Annotated in this window: 13 protein-coding genes; 6 read left to right on the top strand and 7 right to left on the bottom strand. The window is 59.7% G+C overall.

Annotated elements, in window-relative coordinates; translation table 11 throughout:
- Positions 1 to 9 precede the first annotated feature (9 nt).
- From QOL84_RS03960 to QOL84_RS03945, 4 genes are read left to right on the top strand one after another with little or no spacing between them, the layout of a single operon-like run.
- Complete coding sequence (locus QOL84_RS03960) at positions 10 to 1947, top strand: TonB-dependent receptor plug domain-containing protein (protein ID WP_283436259.1); 1938 nt, start codon at positions 10 to 12, stop codon at positions 1945 to 1947.
- On the top strand, positions 1947 to 2306 hold the full coding sequence (locus tag QOL84_RS03955) for a (2Fe-2S) ferredoxin domain-containing protein (protein ID WP_129394214.1): 360 nt from the start codon (positions 1947 to 1949) through the stop codon (positions 2304 to 2306). The genes QOL84_RS03960 and QOL84_RS03955 overlap by 1 nt, the downstream gene beginning before the upstream one ends.
- Positions 2303 to 3223 (top strand): ABC transporter substrate-binding protein, encoded by a 921-nt coding sequence (locus QOL84_RS03950; protein ID WP_283436258.1) that lies wholly within the window; start codon positions 2303 to 2305, stop codon positions 3221 to 3223. Before QOL84_RS03955 ends, QOL84_RS03950 begins: the two co-directional genes overlap by 4 nt.
- A 50-nt stretch (positions 3224 to 3273) precedes the next feature.
- A complete protein-coding gene (locus tag QOL84_RS03945; RefSeq protein ID WP_064390357.1) occupies positions 3274 to 3474 on the top strand; it encodes a PLDc N-terminal domain-containing protein in 201 nt (66 codons plus the stop codon).
- A gap of 22 nt (positions 3475 to 3496) precedes the next feature.
- Here QOL84_RS03945 and QOL84_RS03940 read toward each other — a convergent pair whose 3' ends face one another.
- From QOL84_RS03940 to QOL84_RS03915, 6 genes are all read right to left on the bottom strand, one after another.
- The gene (locus QOL84_RS03940; RefSeq protein WP_283436257.1) at positions 3497 to 3988 is read right to left on the bottom strand and encodes an SLATT domain-containing protein; all 492 of its coding nucleotides are present in this window, start codon (positions 3986 to 3988) and stop codon (positions 3497 to 3499) included.
- Between the two features lie 73 nt (positions 3989 to 4061).
- On the bottom strand, positions 4062 to 6017 hold the full coding sequence (locus QOL84_RS03935) for a patatin-like phospholipase family protein (protein WP_283436256.1): 1956 nt from the start codon (positions 6015 to 6017) through the stop codon (positions 4062 to 4064).
- A gap of 16 nt (positions 6018 to 6033) precedes the next feature.
- Positions 6034 to 8031 (bottom strand): DNA/RNA non-specific endonuclease, encoded by a 1998-nt coding sequence (locus QOL84_RS03930; RefSeq protein ID WP_283436255.1) that lies wholly within the window; start codon positions 8029 to 8031, stop codon positions 6034 to 6036.
- A gap of 16 nt (positions 8032 to 8047) precedes the next feature.
- The gene (locus QOL84_RS03925; protein ID WP_283436254.1) at positions 8048 to 11116 is read right to left on the bottom strand and encodes an ATP-binding protein; all 3069 of its coding nucleotides are present in this window, start codon (positions 11114 to 11116) and stop codon (positions 8048 to 8050) included.
- Complete coding sequence (locus QOL84_RS03920) at positions 11113 to 12939, bottom strand: S1 family peptidase (protein WP_283436253.1); 1827 nt, start codon at positions 12937 to 12939, stop codon at positions 11113 to 11115. The genes QOL84_RS03925 and QOL84_RS03920 overlap by 4 nt, the downstream gene beginning before the upstream one ends.
- 257 nt (positions 12940 to 13196) lie before the next feature.
- Positions 13197 to 14126, bottom strand: a complete 930-nt coding sequence (locus QOL84_RS03915) for a hypothetical protein (protein ID WP_283436252.1) — start codon at positions 14124 to 14126, stop codon at positions 13197 to 13199.
- Between the two features lie 156 nt (positions 14127 to 14282).
- Between QOL84_RS03915 and QOL84_RS03910 the strand changes: the two genes are divergently transcribed.
- Positions 14283 to 15677, top strand: a complete 1395-nt coding sequence (locus tag QOL84_RS03910) for an aminotransferase-like domain-containing protein (protein ID WP_283436251.1) — start codon at positions 14283 to 14285, stop codon at positions 15675 to 15677.
- Between the two features lie 6 nt (positions 15678 to 15683).
- Here QOL84_RS03910 and panB read toward each other — a convergent pair whose 3' ends face one another.
- The gene (panB, locus tag QOL84_RS03905) at positions 15684 to 16499 is read right to left on the bottom strand and encodes a 3-methyl-2-oxobutanoate hydroxymethyltransferase (protein ID WP_129394219.1); all 816 of its coding nucleotides are present in this window, start codon (positions 16497 to 16499) and stop codon (positions 15684 to 15686) included.
- A gap of 283 nt (positions 16500 to 16782) precedes the next feature.
- On the opposite strand from panB, the gene QOL84_RS03900 reads away from it, so the two are divergent.
- Complete coding sequence (locus tag QOL84_RS03900; RefSeq protein WP_283436250.1) at positions 16783 to 17268, top strand: GNAT family N-acetyltransferase; 486 nt, start codon at positions 16783 to 16785, stop codon at positions 17266 to 17268.
- Positions 17269 to 17338 lie beyond the last annotated feature (70 nt).

Genomic DNA, 17338 nt, shown 5'->3' with positions numbered 1-17338 from the left:
GAGAAGACAATGATTCGACCTTTCAACACCTATGCTCCAACTGTGTTTTTCGGCTGCCTGTTCAGCCCTCTGCTGCTGGCCGACAACGCCCCTCTGGAACTCAATCAGCAAATCGTTTCCGCGCCCTCGGTGGAGTCCACCACTGTCGCCGACATGGCCAGATTCGGCAGCAAGGTCGACATCGTCACCCGCGAGCAGATCGAGCGCGCCGGCCCCAGCGCCGATGTCAGCCGTGTCATGCAGATGTTCATTCCCGGTCTGTACGTGGCGCCGAAAAACGGTCCGTTCGACTACGGCACCTACTCGCTGCTCGGCGGGCGCAACGACGACACGCTGATCCTGCTCGACGGCGTGCGCCTGAACAATCGCCTGTACGGCGGCCTGTATCTGGACACCCTGCCGGCCAACGCGATCGAACGCATCGAAGTGCTCAAGGGCGGGCAAAGCCTGCTGTTCGGCACGCAAGCGGTGTCGGGGGTGATCAACATCGTCACGCGCAGCCCGCAGTCTCGCCAAGCCGCCGGCGAAGTGAACATGGGCGTGGATACCTTCGGTGGCACCACCGAGGATGCGCGGGTCGAAAACATCTTCAGCAATGGTTTCGGCGATCTCGGCTTGCTCGCCTATGTCAGCCACAACGTGTCCGACGGTTATCAGCCGTTTCGCAATCGCGACATGAAAAACGATTCTGCGAAGAACCGTGCCTACGAAGTGACCACGTTGGGTGGCAAGGCGATTCAGTCGTTCGGCGATAATTCGCGGCTGGAACTGTTCTACCAATACGCCGACGCCAACCTCGATTTCGCCCGCCCGGTCGACAACCACAAAACCACCAACGACCGCGTCCAGCAAATCGCCACGGCGACCTTCGAACAGAGCGTCAACGAGCGCCTGAGCTACTTCGTCAAAGCTCATATCAACGACTGGGACACGCGCTATACGCGCATCAACAACGTCGCGGGCGGTGGCACCAAAGTCATCAACCACAACGACTATTGGGGCTTCACCGATTGGGGTGTGCAGGCCGAAGGCAAGGCCGAACTGGCGGGCGGCCACGTGCTGGTGTTCGGCACCGACAACCAATGGTTCAAGGGCCAGGACGATGTGTTGATCATCGACAACGACAAGGCCGAAGCCCACGCCGTGTATACCCAACTGCGTCCGCAGATCGACGCCCTGCCCGACTGGCACCCGAGCATCGGCGTTCGCCACGAAGCCATGGCCGGTGGCGACAGCGCCACGGTCGGCATGCTCACTTCGCTGTATGACCTCAACGAGCACTGGGCCCTGCGCGGCCAGTACGGCACCGCGTACAAGCTGCCGAACGCCGAACAATTGTTCGTCAACGAGCCGGGCGACGAGCTCGGTAATCGCGACCTCAAACCGGAGAAAAGCCGCAACGCCGAACTCGGCGTCGACTACAAAGGCTTGCTGCTCGATCGCGAATTCAACGCCAGCGTGACGCTGTTCAAGCGCAAGATCGACGATCTGATCACCCTCGACGACATCCAGTGGGTCAACGGCCAGGGCCAGATCCAGATGCGCGGTTTCGAGGCTGACGCCAGACTGACGCTCAACGAGCAATGGAGCCTGCAAGCGGACATGACCCGCAACCTCACCGAATCACGCACGGGCGTGACCCTCAACGACATTCCGAGTTTCTTCGCCCGCTCGCGTGTCGGCTACGAATCGGAAAACCGCCTGTGGGGTGCCGGCGGTGCGATCCGCTACATCCGCGATGTGATCAGCTCGAAACAGGTCGAGTACGGCAACTACACGGTGGTCGATGCCGACGCCTATCGCTACCTCGACGGCGCGCATCAGCACCGCGTGAGCCTGCTGGTCGAGAACCTGTTCGACCGCGATTACGTCACCAGCCGCGCAAGCAACGTCGACAACCTCGGCCGGCCGTTCACCTCCGAAGTGCGCTACACGTACCGTTTCTGATGAGTGACATCAAAACCATCGACGGCGTCGACAGCCACCCGGACTGGTCGCAGGTGCCCGCGCACGCGCACCACGTGTTTCTCTGCACCGGCCCGCGCTGCACCCAGCGCGGCGCCTTGCAATTATGGAAGACGCTGCGCCGTCATCTGCTCGAACATCAGCGCATTGAAACGCCGGGCGGTGTGTTGCTGACGCGCACCCACTGTCAGTTTCCGTGCAATCTGGGGCCGATCGTCACGGTGTATCCGCAACGATGCTGGTACGGCGTGCACAACAAGGACGACGTGCAGCGCCTGGTTGTCGGGCATCTGGTCGGCGGCGAGGTGGTCGAGGATTTGCTGATCAAGGCGCATCCATGAGCAGGTTGGCGTTGCTGCTGTGCGCCCTGCTCTGCTCGGCAAATGTTGTCGCCGAGAGTTATCGCAATTGTGGCGAAGTCTGGCGCGCGGAGCAGCCTTCACGCATCGTCGCGCTCAATCAACATGCGGCGGACATTGTCCTGGCATTAGGCGCCGGCGCGTCGCTGGTTGGCGTCGCGTATCTGGATGACACCGGTTCCGCTCAGCGGCAATCCGAGTATGTCGGCGTGCCGGTGATCGCCCGGCAGTATCCGTCCAGCGAGGTGCTTTACGCGCAGAATCCTGATCTGGTGATCGGCGGCTTCGCCACGGCGTTCGGTAACGGCGTGACCTCGCGTTCGGGCCTGGCGAGTAACGGTGTCGGCTCGTATTTGCTGGAATCGGCGTGCAACGGGCATTCGCTGGATTACTTCGGGCATGTGCGCAATGACCTGCTGACCTTGGGCACCGTGCTGCAAAAACAGCAAAAAGCCCAAGCATTGATCGATGCCATGGACACTGACCTGGCCAGTGCCAAGGCGATGATCGGCCAGGGTAAACCGCTGTCGGTGTTCTACCTCGACAGCGAGGTCAAAGGCCTCGACTCGGAAGGCGGGCGTGGTTTTGTCACGCCGTTACTGGCCGCTGCCGGCGCGCGCAATGTGTTCGCCGAGATCAATCAATACCGGGTCACCGTCAGCAGCGAAACCTTGTTGGTCAGCGACCCGGACGTGATTCTGCTGGCCGACGCCGAATGGTCGCCCGCCAGCCGCAAACGCTATCTGCTGAACCACGATCCGGTCCTCTCCCAACTGCGCGCCGTGCGCGAAAACCGCCTGCTCGACATCCCCTTCACCCACCTCTTGCCGACACTGAACAGCGGCCGCGTCGCCCTCGACCTGGCGCGCCAACTCGCGGCACTGGATAAAAAGAAATGAACCCGTCGCACCACACGCCACCTAACGCATAGACCATCAGGAGGTAGCCAATGCAAATCGAAACCGTGTGGATCGTACTGGCGGCAGTTCTTCTGCTCATCGAACTTTGGGCCATCAATCGGGTGCGCAAGAGCGAGGGGAAATCGAGCAACAAGGGCGTGTGGATCGTATTGATCGTGTTTGTGCCGTTGTTCGGGTTGATTGCGTGGGCGCTGGCGGGGCCCAAGCATGTCAGCCAGCGCGCAACGTGACCGGAGGCAACTTCTATAACGTTTAAACAGTGGACGGCAGTTGCTTGTCAGGGTCTGTGGCGCCTTCGCCCAGTCGGCGAATCGCCGACTGGGGCAAAGTGGGGGCGTCGGCCAAAATGGTGTCCAGGCGTTTACGCATATCGGTCACTACCGCACCCAGCGTGCCGTCCTGACTGCCAGAGGCCAGTTGCTCCTGAATTTCCCTTGCCAGCGCTCCCAGTTTCTCCGCCGTGTCCTGATGTGCCGTGGAACGCGTCTCGAAATTCAGGAACGTTTGCACCGAGCTCAGCACCAACGTCAGTATCGAGAGAAAACCCGCCACATATCGCAACCAGATCAGCGACTGGTCGTTGATCGAACTAAACACGCTGGCACTCACCACCGCCGAAAGCGCGACGCAGGGAATGCCCAGTTTCCAGCTGACTCGCTCGAAATCCCGCGCACTGACTTCGTGTTCAATCTGCAGCCTTACAGCCATGCGGCGCCATTTTTCAAGCAATTCAAGCTGGCCCATCGGTGCATTCCTCAACGTGCGTTGCGAAGAAGAAACAGGCGTTTGCGTTAATCGGTTTGCAGGCCGGATCAGGTCATATTCGCGGGCGCAACTTCAACTCCGGCAGGGGTTTGGGGGCACGCTTGTCCAGGCGAGTACCGGGCGTTGTCTGTTGGCTTGCCTCAGCCATGCGCGGCACTGACAGCAGTTGCTCGAGCGTCCACTTGGCCAGCGCTGCCTGACTGCTATACAAGCCTGTTGCGGGGTCCGCTGACCATTGGCCAAGACCGGTGAATCGATAGGATTGCGGGCCGACAGGCTGACTGAAGAATCTGCTGTAATCGCCCGTCGTGCCAGCTGTCACTTGCAACCCTTTATCCAGATGCTGCAATTGTTCGCCAAGCGATGCGAGCAGCAGCCGCAAACGGATCAGTTGATGGTTTTCCCAGTTCATTTCAAGGGTGTTACCTGGCGCGCCGAAGCGGGCCACAAACTCGCGACCAGCGGTCGCGCCATATTCACTCAGTTGCAAGATGCGGCTTTGCGGCATGGCGAGGTTCAACCCGCCTTCGTCGGCGGTCAGCCGGACAAGGCCGATGCGGTCACGAAAACCCGGCAGGTGTGAAAGGGTTTCATGATTCCAGTCCTTGGCCACACTGAGCGCAGCGGACAAAAATCCGATGATCGATCCCGCCCCGCCTCCTTCGGTAAAACGGCGCCAGTAGGTCAGCCGTGCATCGCCGTTATTCTGCGCGAACACTACTCGCTGATCGCTTGCCGAGTCGGCCACGCCGAGGTCAAGGCCGAAGGTTGGTCGAGTCGGCAGTGGCATATCGAAAAAATGGATGGGAAAATTCGAGCCCACGCCACCGTCGGTAAACCAGCAACGCTCAGGGGCAACGTACTGCTGCGTCTGAAGCTTCTTGCGGTAATCGATGCAGTACAACGGAACCGCACTGAGCAACAACGGAAAACTGAGGCTCATGCGCGCGGCCAGAATGACTGGGAGATCACCCGGCTTGGGCAGATTGAACAGATCGTCAACATCTGCCGCGGCAGCCGCCCTGCTCTGCTGAGCATCGGCTGGCGGCCGAGCGTTGGCGACCATCCAGGCGACGACGTGCGCCGGGAACAGTTTGGCGAACTCGGAGCGCCTGAACATGAACTGTTTGTTCTCGCGCACGTTCTCGACATCATCGAATGGCAGTCGAAAAGGCCTGCCCAACGTCAGGCAAGTGGTCATCATCTGCAGGTCGATGCCATGCGCCTGAAGATCAGAGAAGGTCAGTGGTTTCTGTTGCCCGGGAAACGCCTGTGCCTGGCCCGCCAGATCATCGATGTAGCCGCTCAGCCACTGGGTCAGCGCTTCATCTTTCTGCGGATCGTCGTTTTCGGGCATGCCCGAGCAGAGGCCGAAGCCATTGTCCGGTAACTCTTTGAACAGCAGCCTGGCGGATCGCCAGATCAGGGTGCCCGCCACCAGCAAAGCGCTGAAGCCCAAAAGCCAGAGCGCCACAGCCCAACTCGATGCGCTGAACCACAGGGGCAGCGTTCCCACGATCAGCGCCAGTGCCGCGGCCAACCAATGACGACGCAGCAAAGTCGCCAGCACCGCCAGGATCCGAGCGCCGGGCTGCTGATCAGAAACACAGGCCAGCAATACATCGAAGATTGATCGCAGCGCCGGCAAGGGTTTGAACAGCGCCGACAGTTTTGTGCCCCGCCCGTCCGCAGACGACGAACCCAGGTAACCAGGCAGCTTGGCCAGTTTGACGAAACCCTCGGGGTCGGCGGCTACCTGCCCGGTCGCGAAGCGCTGACGCCCCAGTTCGGCGGCCGCCGCAGCAGCGGCAGCAATGGCGCCTGCGCTGGTACCGCCAATGGAGCGCAGCCGGAACGCACTGGACAGCTCCTTGATTGCCAATGGGTAGACGATGCCGCTGGTGATGCCTCCTTTCATCACCAGATCGCACTCGGTTGCAAATGGCTGCGGCGGCTGACTTTGCGGTTCACTGGCTTCGCTGTCGACAGCTTGATTTAACTCAGGCATCTCGCTCCTTTACCCCTTAAAGAATGATTTCGCCCAGCTCGGCGATCGGCATGAACACTGGCTCGCCGTGGGCAACAGCCTCCTGTCCGGCCTGAATGCGAGTCAGCGGGTCACTGGCGACATAGGCACTGAAGTCATAACCCGTCGCCTCCGCCAGATCGACAATCGCCACCTGAAACGTACGGTAGGGACCCAGTTCGATTCCTTCCACCGCCTCGTGCCGGGAGCGTTTCTCCAGAAGATCGCGTAACAACTGGCCCTGACTTAGAACGTAAGCCGTGGTGTGCAACGCTTTGCCCTCAGCGTCGAGGGTCGCGACCAGTTTCCAGAATTCCAGTGGCGCAATGGCGCCGTCAATCCACAGCTCCTTCTCATCGGAGCCTTGCTTGCGCAGGATCGGGCCGGTAAACACGCAGGCTTTGAAACCGTGGGTGCGGGCGCTGTCGAGAATGTAGTTTTCCAGGCCCTGCCAGAGCGCCTTGCCCTGATTCAACCGCGAGTGTTGGGCGGCGGCATTAACGTAGTGAAAGGTGTCGAAGTTGGCCTGCTCGGCTTCCTGCTGGCTACCCCAGTTCGGGTCTTCACGTCGAACCATGTGGCCGCGGTCGATCTCCTCGTCCTGGAAATTTTGCGCGCCCAGTTGAATGTCCCGGGGAATTCGCTCGTCGGCAAACCACTTGTCGGTACCCCGCTTGATCCGCACGGCTGCCGCGCCATCGATGTTCACGGCAGTGATCAATGGCAGTTTGTGGGTGGCTGAATACTTGACGCCGAAATGGGTGTAGCGCAGTTCATTGGGTTGCTCGGGGGAGTCACTTGGCACGGCAAGAGCAAGCACCAGATCTGCGCTCAATACGGGCCAAGGGGTTTTTAGCGTCTGCGTCGTCTCAGCGGTTTTCAGAAAGGCCGTATCGAAGCCTTTTCGTTGACTGAACCAGGCGGCGTTGTGGCTACCATCGGCGGCTTCAACCAGCGCAGTCGTGTGCGCTTGCGCCTGCAACTGCACGGAAACCGGACGCAGACCCTGCACCAGTTCCCGTATCCGCGCCGCTGGAACCGCACTGTTCTCCTGCAGGTAAGCCCCGCTGAAATGCAAGCCGACGACCTTGCCGTCGCTCAGGCGGATCACCGGCGAACCAGAGTTGCCGCCCAGGCTTGTGCAGTCATAGGACAGTACCTGATTGGCGCCTGGCGGCTGCATGATCAAACCCGGAGCGAAGCGCTTGACCTCATAGAGTTGGCCGAAGTAGTTCGCTTGCGCATCGGCGTTATTGCGTGAGTCGTAGGCCGGATAGCCGATCAAAGCGACCAATTCGTCTATCTGAACAGACTCAGAGTCTTCAATCAGTTGCATGGGGGTAGGCAGGGCGAAATCTGCCGTCTCGATCAACAGCAAGGCGACGTCGGCGGCGGCATCGTCGGCCAGATACTGAACCTTGGTCAGCGCGGCGGTGCGGCTGCGGTCGCCGACCTGGCTGTGGACTTCTTCGCCAAAATCGATGGCGGCGCCCATGCGTATACCGGAGGTGTTGCGCAGGAACACCCCGGTGCCATCCGCGTTACGGAGGGCGACCAGCTTGGCGACATGACGATTGGTCACGACCAGCGTGCCCGCCCCGGAATGCTCTACCACCCAGCCTGTACCACCCCAAGCCATTTGATAATTGCGAAATTCGATGCGACCCACCGAGGGAATCCACTGCTCGACACCACGGATCAGCGTGGAGGTTTGCGGCGGCAATTTCGGCAAAGGTTGCAGCTCCACGCGGTCATTACTGACCAACATTGAAGGGCGTCCGACCAGTTTGATTATCGCCTCGAAATTACCCGGAGTGCCCTGCCCCAGTATCGACTCAAGGCTACCACCAGCTTTTATGGACTCAAGACTGGCGCCGGAGAATCCACTCCATAGCGATTCCGGTAGCCGGCCGCTATTGAAAGCCTCTTGAACCGCCGCTTCCATCTCTGGCGTCAGCTTCGCTTTCAAATTGTTTATCCGTTCTTCGTTCGTCATGCCAACCTCCCCTGTTTCACAGTTCACCGTGCAGGATCAAGACTGTCAGTGCCGGCGCGAATACTGCGGGGATTGCGCGTGACAGCAGTTGACGGGTAATAACGCGAGGTAATTCAGGATCCGCTGACTGACCTTTCGGCACAGCCCGTGATGCATTGATCCGTTTGCGTAACAACGACCACAGCCCAGCAGAGGGCATGCTTTCATCCCACACCCGGATTTGCTCCTGGGCCAGTTGCAAAGGATTTTTCGACCCGAGCAGAAAACGCAAGCGCGCCTCGACGGTGTTATCCAGCAACGGACGCTGCTCCCAACGGCCAAACCGCCGCCCAATCGACCAATTACCGGCCATGGTTCGTCGCCAGCGCTCGGCGGCGCGGCCAATCAGTAAAAGGTTTTCGTCGCGGCTGACGAATGCGCAGGCCTGCGCCCAATCGGCAAAAAGACCTATATCGGTCAACGTACCCAAAGGGTCGTTGGAGTTCATCCGTACAGGTTCTGGTGGCCACTGTTCAATCAGCCCGCCAGCCCGGCCGACCAAATCGGCAAAACGCTCGGCGGCACCGAGTAACTCGCGATCCTGCGGTATTACCATCAGGTTTTTGGCGAAAGACGCATACGGCGTCAGTGTGGCGAGCGCCCGGCCGACCTCGAAGGTTTCCTGCGTAGAGTTCTGCCGAATGACGCGCGCCATACGCTGATAACCAAAATCGACCGCTCCGGCCACCCTGTTGCCTGAACCGTCAAGCCAGACGTTGCGGGCTGCAGCGGCGAAATTACCATTGCGTTTTTGCCGGGAAGCGAACTCGCAAGGCGTGGGCAGATTGTCCATTAACAACGCCAGCGCCCCGTAATGGGCACAGTCGTCACTCGCCGAATCCGCAGCCTGGGCAAGGCGTTCTATGCCCGGTTGCCATTCCCGCCAGCGCTGACGCAGCCGATCCGGGCTGAATTCGGCACGCATTTCCAGCCGAACCAATGCCAGCTCTTCTGGCAACTCATAAACGTCAGCGTCTGAGTCGGTGAAGCGATCGCGCTCCGCCAGCCAGCGCTTCGCCTCAGCCCACTGCCCCGATCGCCAAAGCAGCATGCGCACCGCATCCGCCGCCGGGGAGCGAACATCCAGATCGCCCTCACTGACAATGCTGCGCGCCAGATAAGCCCCTTCCACCCAGTCCTGACGTTTGAGGATCGTCAGGCTTTCACGCACGATCACCGCCTCGCGCCCCGGTGAACCGGTCGACCAGTCCTCACGCAACGCGCTACTGCGCTCGCCGCGAATACTGCGCAAGCCGTCAGCCACCGGGCGGGGCAACTCTTCCAGCGTCTGCTCATCAAACTGCGCAGCAATTTGACTGGGCACGCTCGGCAGCGTATGCCCCACGCGAGTCAGTTGCAGTTGGTGATACACCGTTTCAACCTGAGCCCAAGGCTGATCGAGCTTGGCAAACCAGCGCAGTGCCGCCGCATCTACTCGTGCCGATTTGATCGCGCTGGTGCTGTAAAGCAGAGGCAGCAACAGCGCGCGCATATCGCTGCGATGTTTGAGAAACCCCGGTGCGCCGGGATCAGGCTCGACCAGCCAATGCTGAGTCGCCAATTGCTCCCAGAGCTTTTCCGCGTGCTCGATGGTCAGCTTGCCAAGGCCCAATGCCGGTGCCAGAACTTCACGAATCACTTGGGCATTGATACGCCTGACGATCAGGCCCGGATGGGCGAGCCGTTTGAGCAGCGGGTCGTCGATACGTGACAGGAGCAATCTGTAGAGGAACGCCGAACTGATCTCTTCGCCCCGTTTACGCCGTGGCAAGCGTTTGTCGCCGGTACGCTTGGAGATTTCTGCCCCCAGGCGCAGCTTGAGCGGGTTGCCTTGGGCCAGTTCAAGCAATTCACGCCAGTAGCGCTGCGGTGCACCGAGTTTGAACAGAAACTCACTGGCCGAATGGAAATCCAGCCCCATCAGTTCGAAATGCTCAAGGTGTCGGGGACGGCTATTCGACAGTTTGTCGGCTATGCGCTGCACACTGTCGAGCGCGTCACCTCGTCCCGCCGCCAGCACGTGCATTGGCTTCACGCCGTGCTCCAGCAAACTATCAAGCCAATCGAACAGTCTGACCGGATGGGTTTCGCCGCGACTGCGCAGCACCTCCAGCGTATCAAGAACCACCAGCACCGGGCGCCGTGATGAGGCGACCGCCGCGCCCAATCGACGGACAAGGGTGGTCGGCAGCGCATGACGATTGGTCGAATGGCTGGCCTTTTCCTTGTCGAACACTTCGCCGGCCTTGAGTCGAGCGTCTTGCAACTCCTTGATGCCGATATCCAGCTGGTCTGCAAGCTGTCGCGTGGCCTCCATGGTCAGGCCGAGCAAATCCTGGACATCAAGCCCCGCGCGGTCAAAATCAAGGCGCAAGATCAACGGCCGTTGTTGGACGTAAATGCGCCGAACCGACTCGGCCAACAGCGTTGACTTGCCGATTCCAGGAGCCCCGGTCAGAAACAGGCAGCTTGCAGGCGGCGCCAGCGCTGGAAAATCCAGCCATGCGGCGACTCGCGCATACTCCATTTCACGGCCGAAGAATCCGCGCTCGGCGACCTGCGCCATTTTCTTTTCCTGGTCAAACCTGACCAGCGCCGCGCGCGCCTGTGCCAGCAGATCGTGACTCGGCGCACGTGCTCCCGCTCGATCAAGCGCAAGAATGATGCGCTCGAACGCCTCCCGTGCACGCGCCGTTTGCAGAGTCTCCTCAATCTGTACGCGTGACAGCGGTGGCTCGTCCAGCAGTACAGCGAGAAGGTCTCGGGTTTGTTCGTCAGTCTCGAGCCGACGTCGTTTCGCCACGCCAGCGACCAATGCCGGCTCGCTCAAGGCTTCGAGAAGTGCGTGGCGAGTGGGTGTGCGAATGAGCCAGAAGCCTTCTGCATCGGCGGGTCGGGTGTCACAAAAGTCGGCCAAACGGGTCGCCGCCATCGCGAATTCCCCAGGCCCGCTCGCAGCTTTTAGCGTCGTCAGTGCCTGGCCTGGCTTGAAAGGCCCGGACAGCGCAGCAAACAGCAAGGCATCCTTCTCCTTGGTGGAATTCATGGCCGAGGTCCTTTTTTGCAAAGTTTTTGCAGGCGTTTCTGCAACCGTTCGGCAATCGTGGTGCGCAACGTGCTGCCGTACTGCCCGTTGACAGGGACAAGCCCCTCCAGTGCTTCCTCCACCCATTCCTCTGCGAACTCACTGCTAATGGGGCGTCTCAAGTCGCGCGTTGCAGTGTCGATAAGGCTACGGAGATCTTGGGCATTAACGTGTGACATATACTCGGTCATCAGCCCGGGCGGCCCTTCACCGAGAGCGTCGCCGGGAAACTCGAACTGCGCACCGGGCATCTGCACGGCTTCAAAACCTGCCAGGGCAATCCGCAGGTTTTCCAGGCGCATAGCCTGATCGACGAACGCGGTCAACGCCCAGCGGGGCTCATCGCCGAACATGACCGCCGGGTGATCGAAGAAGACCCAAAGGCGAATGCCCTGCTCGTGCGCACGTTCATTGAGTGATTGCGCCACGCGTCGGGCACGGTCAGCGATCATCGCCTCAGGCTCGGTCTGGTCGATGCCTGCGCCTGCCTGGGCCATCGGCGGCTGGACGTTCAACCCGGCGTCGGTTGCCCGGCGGGCGATTTCGTTCGGCAGGTCATGGACGATCGTATCGAAACTGATGCGGATCAAACGAGTGCTCGGGCTGCGTGCCACGAGGCTTTCGAGCATCTGGAAGGTGAAAGGCAAACCGGACAGATCATTGACTAGATCGACCCGGCGAACCCATAACCCCCTGGCGCGTGGCGACCCGCGCATGGCGGTCTGGTAGCCGATGAAAAAGTCATCACGCCCGACAATCAAATTGCTCTGCGGGGTGCCGTCTAGCGACCAGAGCATTGGGGGCAGTTCGTCGTTGGCGATGGCCTCTTTGACGTGCTCATGGAAACGAATCAATGGGATCAGTCGGCCAAGGCCTTGCGCCCGGCCCTGATGTATACCTGTCAAAGCGAATTGGTTGTCGAAGCAACCACCGCCCGACGAGCCTGTCTTGTTTGTGCGCGTGCTATAGCCCCAGCGCGCCGTCAAATTACGCAGCCGTTGCAGTCTGGCGAACTCAATACCATCCCACTGGCCTTCTGGGTAGGAAACCAACATTACATCGGGAGTCCCCTTGAACGCATAGGGCGGTGCGGCAAGGTTCGCGTAAGTCAGATGAATGCCGGCCGGTTTTTTTAGACGTAACAGCGCGATATCGTGCGCATGTTCGACTTCGCTGTCATTTTTGGGTGCTCGGCCACCCACTGGAGGCCACTCCACCTCACCACAAGGCGATGAGGCCGACAACAATGCAACGTCGATCTTGCGCCCGTCTGCAAGCACCACATCGATTTTCGATAACAACTCCTGCTCGGGCTTTTGCCCCGCCTTGGCGATGACATGCCAAGCGGTCAGAACCGAACTGGGTCCGACCAGAATGCCGGAGCCTTTCACATTCCCTTGAACGCAGATCGTGCATCGAAAGGATTCCAGCCGGACTAGAAAATCACCTAACTTTTTAGTATCGAATGACGTTGCAGAATCGTCGGGGTCTACGGGAGGATCAACGGCTGGTGCAGGCCAGACACCTCGCCCGCGTAGCCCCAGCAGGAACGAGGAAAGACAATCCTTGAGCTTGAGCACTTCGATCCAGTTGCTGGCCCGATCTACATCGACGCCATCGACACAGGCATTCAGACCGTCGGCGCTTGGGGTATCGTCTCGCCCCAGCCGCATCTGCGCCAACACCTCGACAGCCTGGGCATAAGCGACAGGATCATTGAAAATTCGCTCAAGATCTTCAGCGTCAAAATTCAACTGATCTGAGAAATCATCCGGGACAGGCATCTCACGTCTAGCCTCCAGCGCGCAGGAAAGCAATCAGGCAGGGCGAGACGCGAGACTTCGGCGAGGCCCTGGTCCAGTGTTTCTCGGATCCTTCCCTACTGCGGCGCTAATACTTGCGTAGGCGTCTTTACCAAAGGGCACTGCGGATGAGGTCCTATGGTAATAGCACAATGAAATCGCACCCGCCAAAAAATAACTGACGATCCCCTTTCGCGGTGACCGCCAGCCTCTTGAAAAACATCGCTACAACCTGAGAATCACTCATCATCCGCTTTAGTCAGTTTTTTCTTCCAGGCATCCGCTGCAACCGGTCCAAGTGCGTCGGTCCACGCCTTGAACTCGGCCTTGGCTTTGGTGTTCAGGCCGGCCATCGAACCGCTTTCGACAATGGCAAACTTCAGATAGACACTCGCCGCATCGTCTTTCGCGTAAAACTGCAAAGGGTCCGAATATTGGTCATCCGTCACTGACTTGACGTGAAGCGGCGCATTCTCTCCTGGCGTAGACACAACAATGCCGCTGACACTGATCGGGTCACTCACCTTGACCGTGAACTCACCCTCCTTGAAAGATTTCGCCGCTACTGACAGCGACAGTCCGATGGTGCCGACCTGCCCTTCGCGCTTGGTCAGCGCCAGACTGGTTCGCGACGCAATCAATAACGGCGCCCACTGAACTGCTGGCGCGTTTGCGTTACCGGTATTGACGCCCTTGATTTCGAACAGGATCGCCATCTGCGCTTTCGGCACCTGTTCGGCACTGACGCGCACCACCGCAAAGCATTGCGGGACTTTCAAGCCACCTCTGGTTCCCGTCCATGTCGCTGCCCAGGACTTGACGGATCGCTCTTGTATTTCATCTATTTTGGAGTTGACCGCATCAACGGCCAGCCCCCACACGACACCCCCGACCGCCGTTAATAGCGCTGCGGTCCCGCTCACCGCCTCTTCGGTTGGCTTAGTCGATGACACATGGCACTTTTCTGCCCATGCGTATTGATCAGCGGTTCCGAACAGTTGCTCCCACTGCGAATTTTTTCCTTTAAACGTTTTTTCTTCAATCGGAATAACCCGGGTTTTCTCGCCTTCGCCGCTGGCAGGCTCCACGGTATCGGTCATCAGAATCTTTATTGACTGACACCCCCCTAACGCCAGCAACGAAACGGCTACCAGCAGTTGATTTCGCATATTCACGCTCCATGCTTGTAACTTGCACGGATATGGCACTGCGCCATACCCCGTTAGGGTATAGCCGACTTCGAATCTCGGTGCCGGAAGTGACGTTTCTGGTATTTGCCCAATGCCAGTAGAATTCTGACCGACTCGACCCTCAAGGATCACAGCGTGACGACACGCAAGGACGCTTCTTTCGCCTATCAGGCGGTCTATCACTACCTCATCGGTCTGATCGAGGCCGCCACCGGTGCCGGCGAGCAGAAACTGCCGTCTTTGCGCCAACTGGCGTTGCGCCTGGGTGTTTCGGTGTCGACGACCAAGTACGCCTATGCGCTCCTCGAAGACGAGGGACGGATTTACGCCAAAGCCAAGTTCGGCTATTTCACCCGCGCAGTAGCGTCAGCGCCGCTAAGTGCCACCTCGGCCAGCCTGCTCGACAGCGTGTTCGCCAGCGCCCGGCAGCCTGGCATGCTCGCGCTGAGCAGCGATGCCCCGGCGATGCTGCTGTCGCTGCAGAGCCCACTGTTGATGATCGAGCGCGAACTGACTCGCCAATACCCGCAGTCTCACGCGCCGCTTTATCAGCCATTCGGCGAAGCCGAATTGCGCGCTGCCGTGGCCGAACGCTACACCCGCTCCGCTAAAAATTTCTGGCAGGCCGAGCAGGTGTACATCGGCGCGGATTTGCGCAGTGTGTTCGAATTGTCGCTGACTGCGTTGGATCTCAATGGCAGCGTCGCACTGGTGGAATCGCCCTGCTCGTGGGCGATTTTGCGTCAGTTGCAGGCCGCGAAAATTCGTGTGATCGAAATCCCTCTCGGCGACGACGGGCGCTTTGACCTGCCCGCACTCAACGAAGTGCTCACGCGCGAACCGGTGCGCCTCGCCGTACTCTCATCGACGGTAAATATCCCCCAGGGCGGGCTGATGCCGGCAGAGGATAAACAGCAGATCTGTCGCTGGCTGGCCGAGCGCGAGATCTGGCTGTTTGAAAACGACACCTGGGGAGAATTCTGCTTCTCCCCCTCAGCCGCGCGCTATCGCGATTTTGCCGATCCGGACAGGCTGTTGGTGTTCTCGACCTTCGATAAGATCATCGGCGCCGAAGCCCCTTACGGCTATGTCCTGTGCCGCCAGCAACGGGCGCAATTGCAACGATCCTTTCTTGAACGCGGCTTTCGTCTCTCGACGATCCGACAGAAAGCCATCGCCAGGCTCTACCTGTCCAAACGCATCGACCCACACCTGAAAACGCTGCAGACGCTATTGCTGCAGCGCATGCAACAGATGCAGGCGTTGCTTGAGCAACACGCCAATGGCCGCTGGCAAATGGTCGTCCCGCACGGCGGTGCCAGTTTCTGGCTCAAGGTGTTGCCCCCGATAAAAATGCGGCAAGTGTTCGAGCGTTTGCTGGCCGAGCGCATCGTCATCGCCCCCGGGGAAATCTTCAGCCAGCAAGGGGCGTGGCAGCAGCACCTGCGCCTGAGCTACACCCTCGACTGGGACAAGGACATTGCCCAGGCGCTGACAGCACTGGCTCAGGCTATCGACGCAGCAACCTAGCCGCGCTCACAACCCATAACAATGCCGCGCCTCCGGAAACCGGCCATCGCGCACATCGTCGGCAAAACGCGCGCACGCATCCCGAATCACCGCGCCGACATCGGCGTATTGTTTGACGAAGCGCGGCGGCTGCTCACCGCTCAGGCCGAGGACATCTTCGGTGACCAGCACCTGCCCGTCGCAGGCTGGCGAGGCGCCAATGCCGATGGTGGGCATTTTCGACTCCAGAGTGATCTGCCGGGCTACCCCTTCAGCCACGCCTTCGAGCACCAGACTGAAGGCGCCGGCATCGAGATTGGCCCGGGCGTCTTCGGCAATCAGTGCGCCGGTTTCAGCGGTCAGGCCCTGCGCCTTGAAGCCGCCCATGACGTTGACGAATTGCGGCATCAACCCGACGTGCGCCATCACCGGAATACCGCGCGCCACGAGAAATTCGACGGTCGACGCCAAGGCCTTGTTGGCTTCCAGCTTGACCGCATCGCAACCGGTGCGGGCCAGCACCTGCGCACAATTGCGAAACGCCTGCTCATGGGATTCCTGATAACTGCCAAACGGCATGTCGGCAATCACGCAGGCCAGCCGCGTGCTATCGACCACCGCGCGGGTGTGGCCGATGATTTCCTCAAGCTGCATGCTCAACGTCGAGGGACGGCCGTAACCGACCATGGCCGTGGAATCACCGACCAGAATAAAGTCGACGATGGGATCGATCAGCTTGGCGATCGCGCTGGAATACGCCGTCAGGGAAACGATTTTCTCCTGGCCTTTCATCGCCACCAATTGCGGCACGGTCAGGCGCTTGGTGCGCAAATGAAGGCTCATGCGCGCCTCCCGAAGTCGATTGCCTGTGATTCGCGATCAATGCGTAGAGTGTCCATACAGTGCCCAATATCCAAGAATTCGAGCGCTCGATTATTGGTTTATCGCAGCAGGATTCAATGTACAGATTGGCCTGAAAAAGCAACCCAGGTGCAGGTCACCGCGCGTCTGTACCTGCTGACTTGCAACCTTGCTAAAGTGCTGCCAATAAAACAGCTTGAATACGACACAAGCCCCCTGCCCTAGTGAACGAATCCCCTACATTGCCCAAGGAGCGTTACCCGTCATGGATGAAGTCATTACCTACCGAACCGCCACCGTCGAAGATGCGCTGTCGATGTGCGAGCTGGGCCAATTGCTCAATTCGGTCCACCACGCCGCCCGCCCCGACATCTACGCCGCCGCCACCGAAGATTTTTCCCGTGACTTGCCACACTGGTCGGGAATTTTCGAGAAGCCGGGGAGCGTGGCGTTCATCGCCCATGTCGGCGAGCGGGCAGCGGCGTTCATTACTGCGAATCTGTCGGCCAGTGTCGGGCCGTTGATGCAGCCGCAGAACGTCGTGCGTATTGGCTCGGTGTGTGTCGCGGAACAGTTCTGGGGCCAGGGCATCGGTCTGGCGCTGATTCAGCGGGTGAAAGACTGGGCCGTCGAGCACGGGGCCAGCGATTTGCGCCTGACCGTCTGGCCGTTCAACGAACGCGCGGCACGCATTTATACCGAGTTCGGCTTCGAGACGCGTGCATTCGAGATGGGCATGCGTCTGGCGTGAACGGGTCTGCCCACTGACCGCTGACTGCACAGGCGCAGATTTTCTGCTTGTCGTGCGCAGCCACAACCCC

The organism is Pseudomonas helmanticensis, from assembly GCF_900182985.1.
Taxonomy (GTDB): Bacteria; Pseudomonadota; Gammaproteobacteria; order Pseudomonadales; family Pseudomonadaceae; genus Aquipseudomonas; species Aquipseudomonas helmanticensis.
Note: the sequence above shows the minus strand (reverse complement) of the source record. Positions and strands in the feature narration are given on the sequence as shown.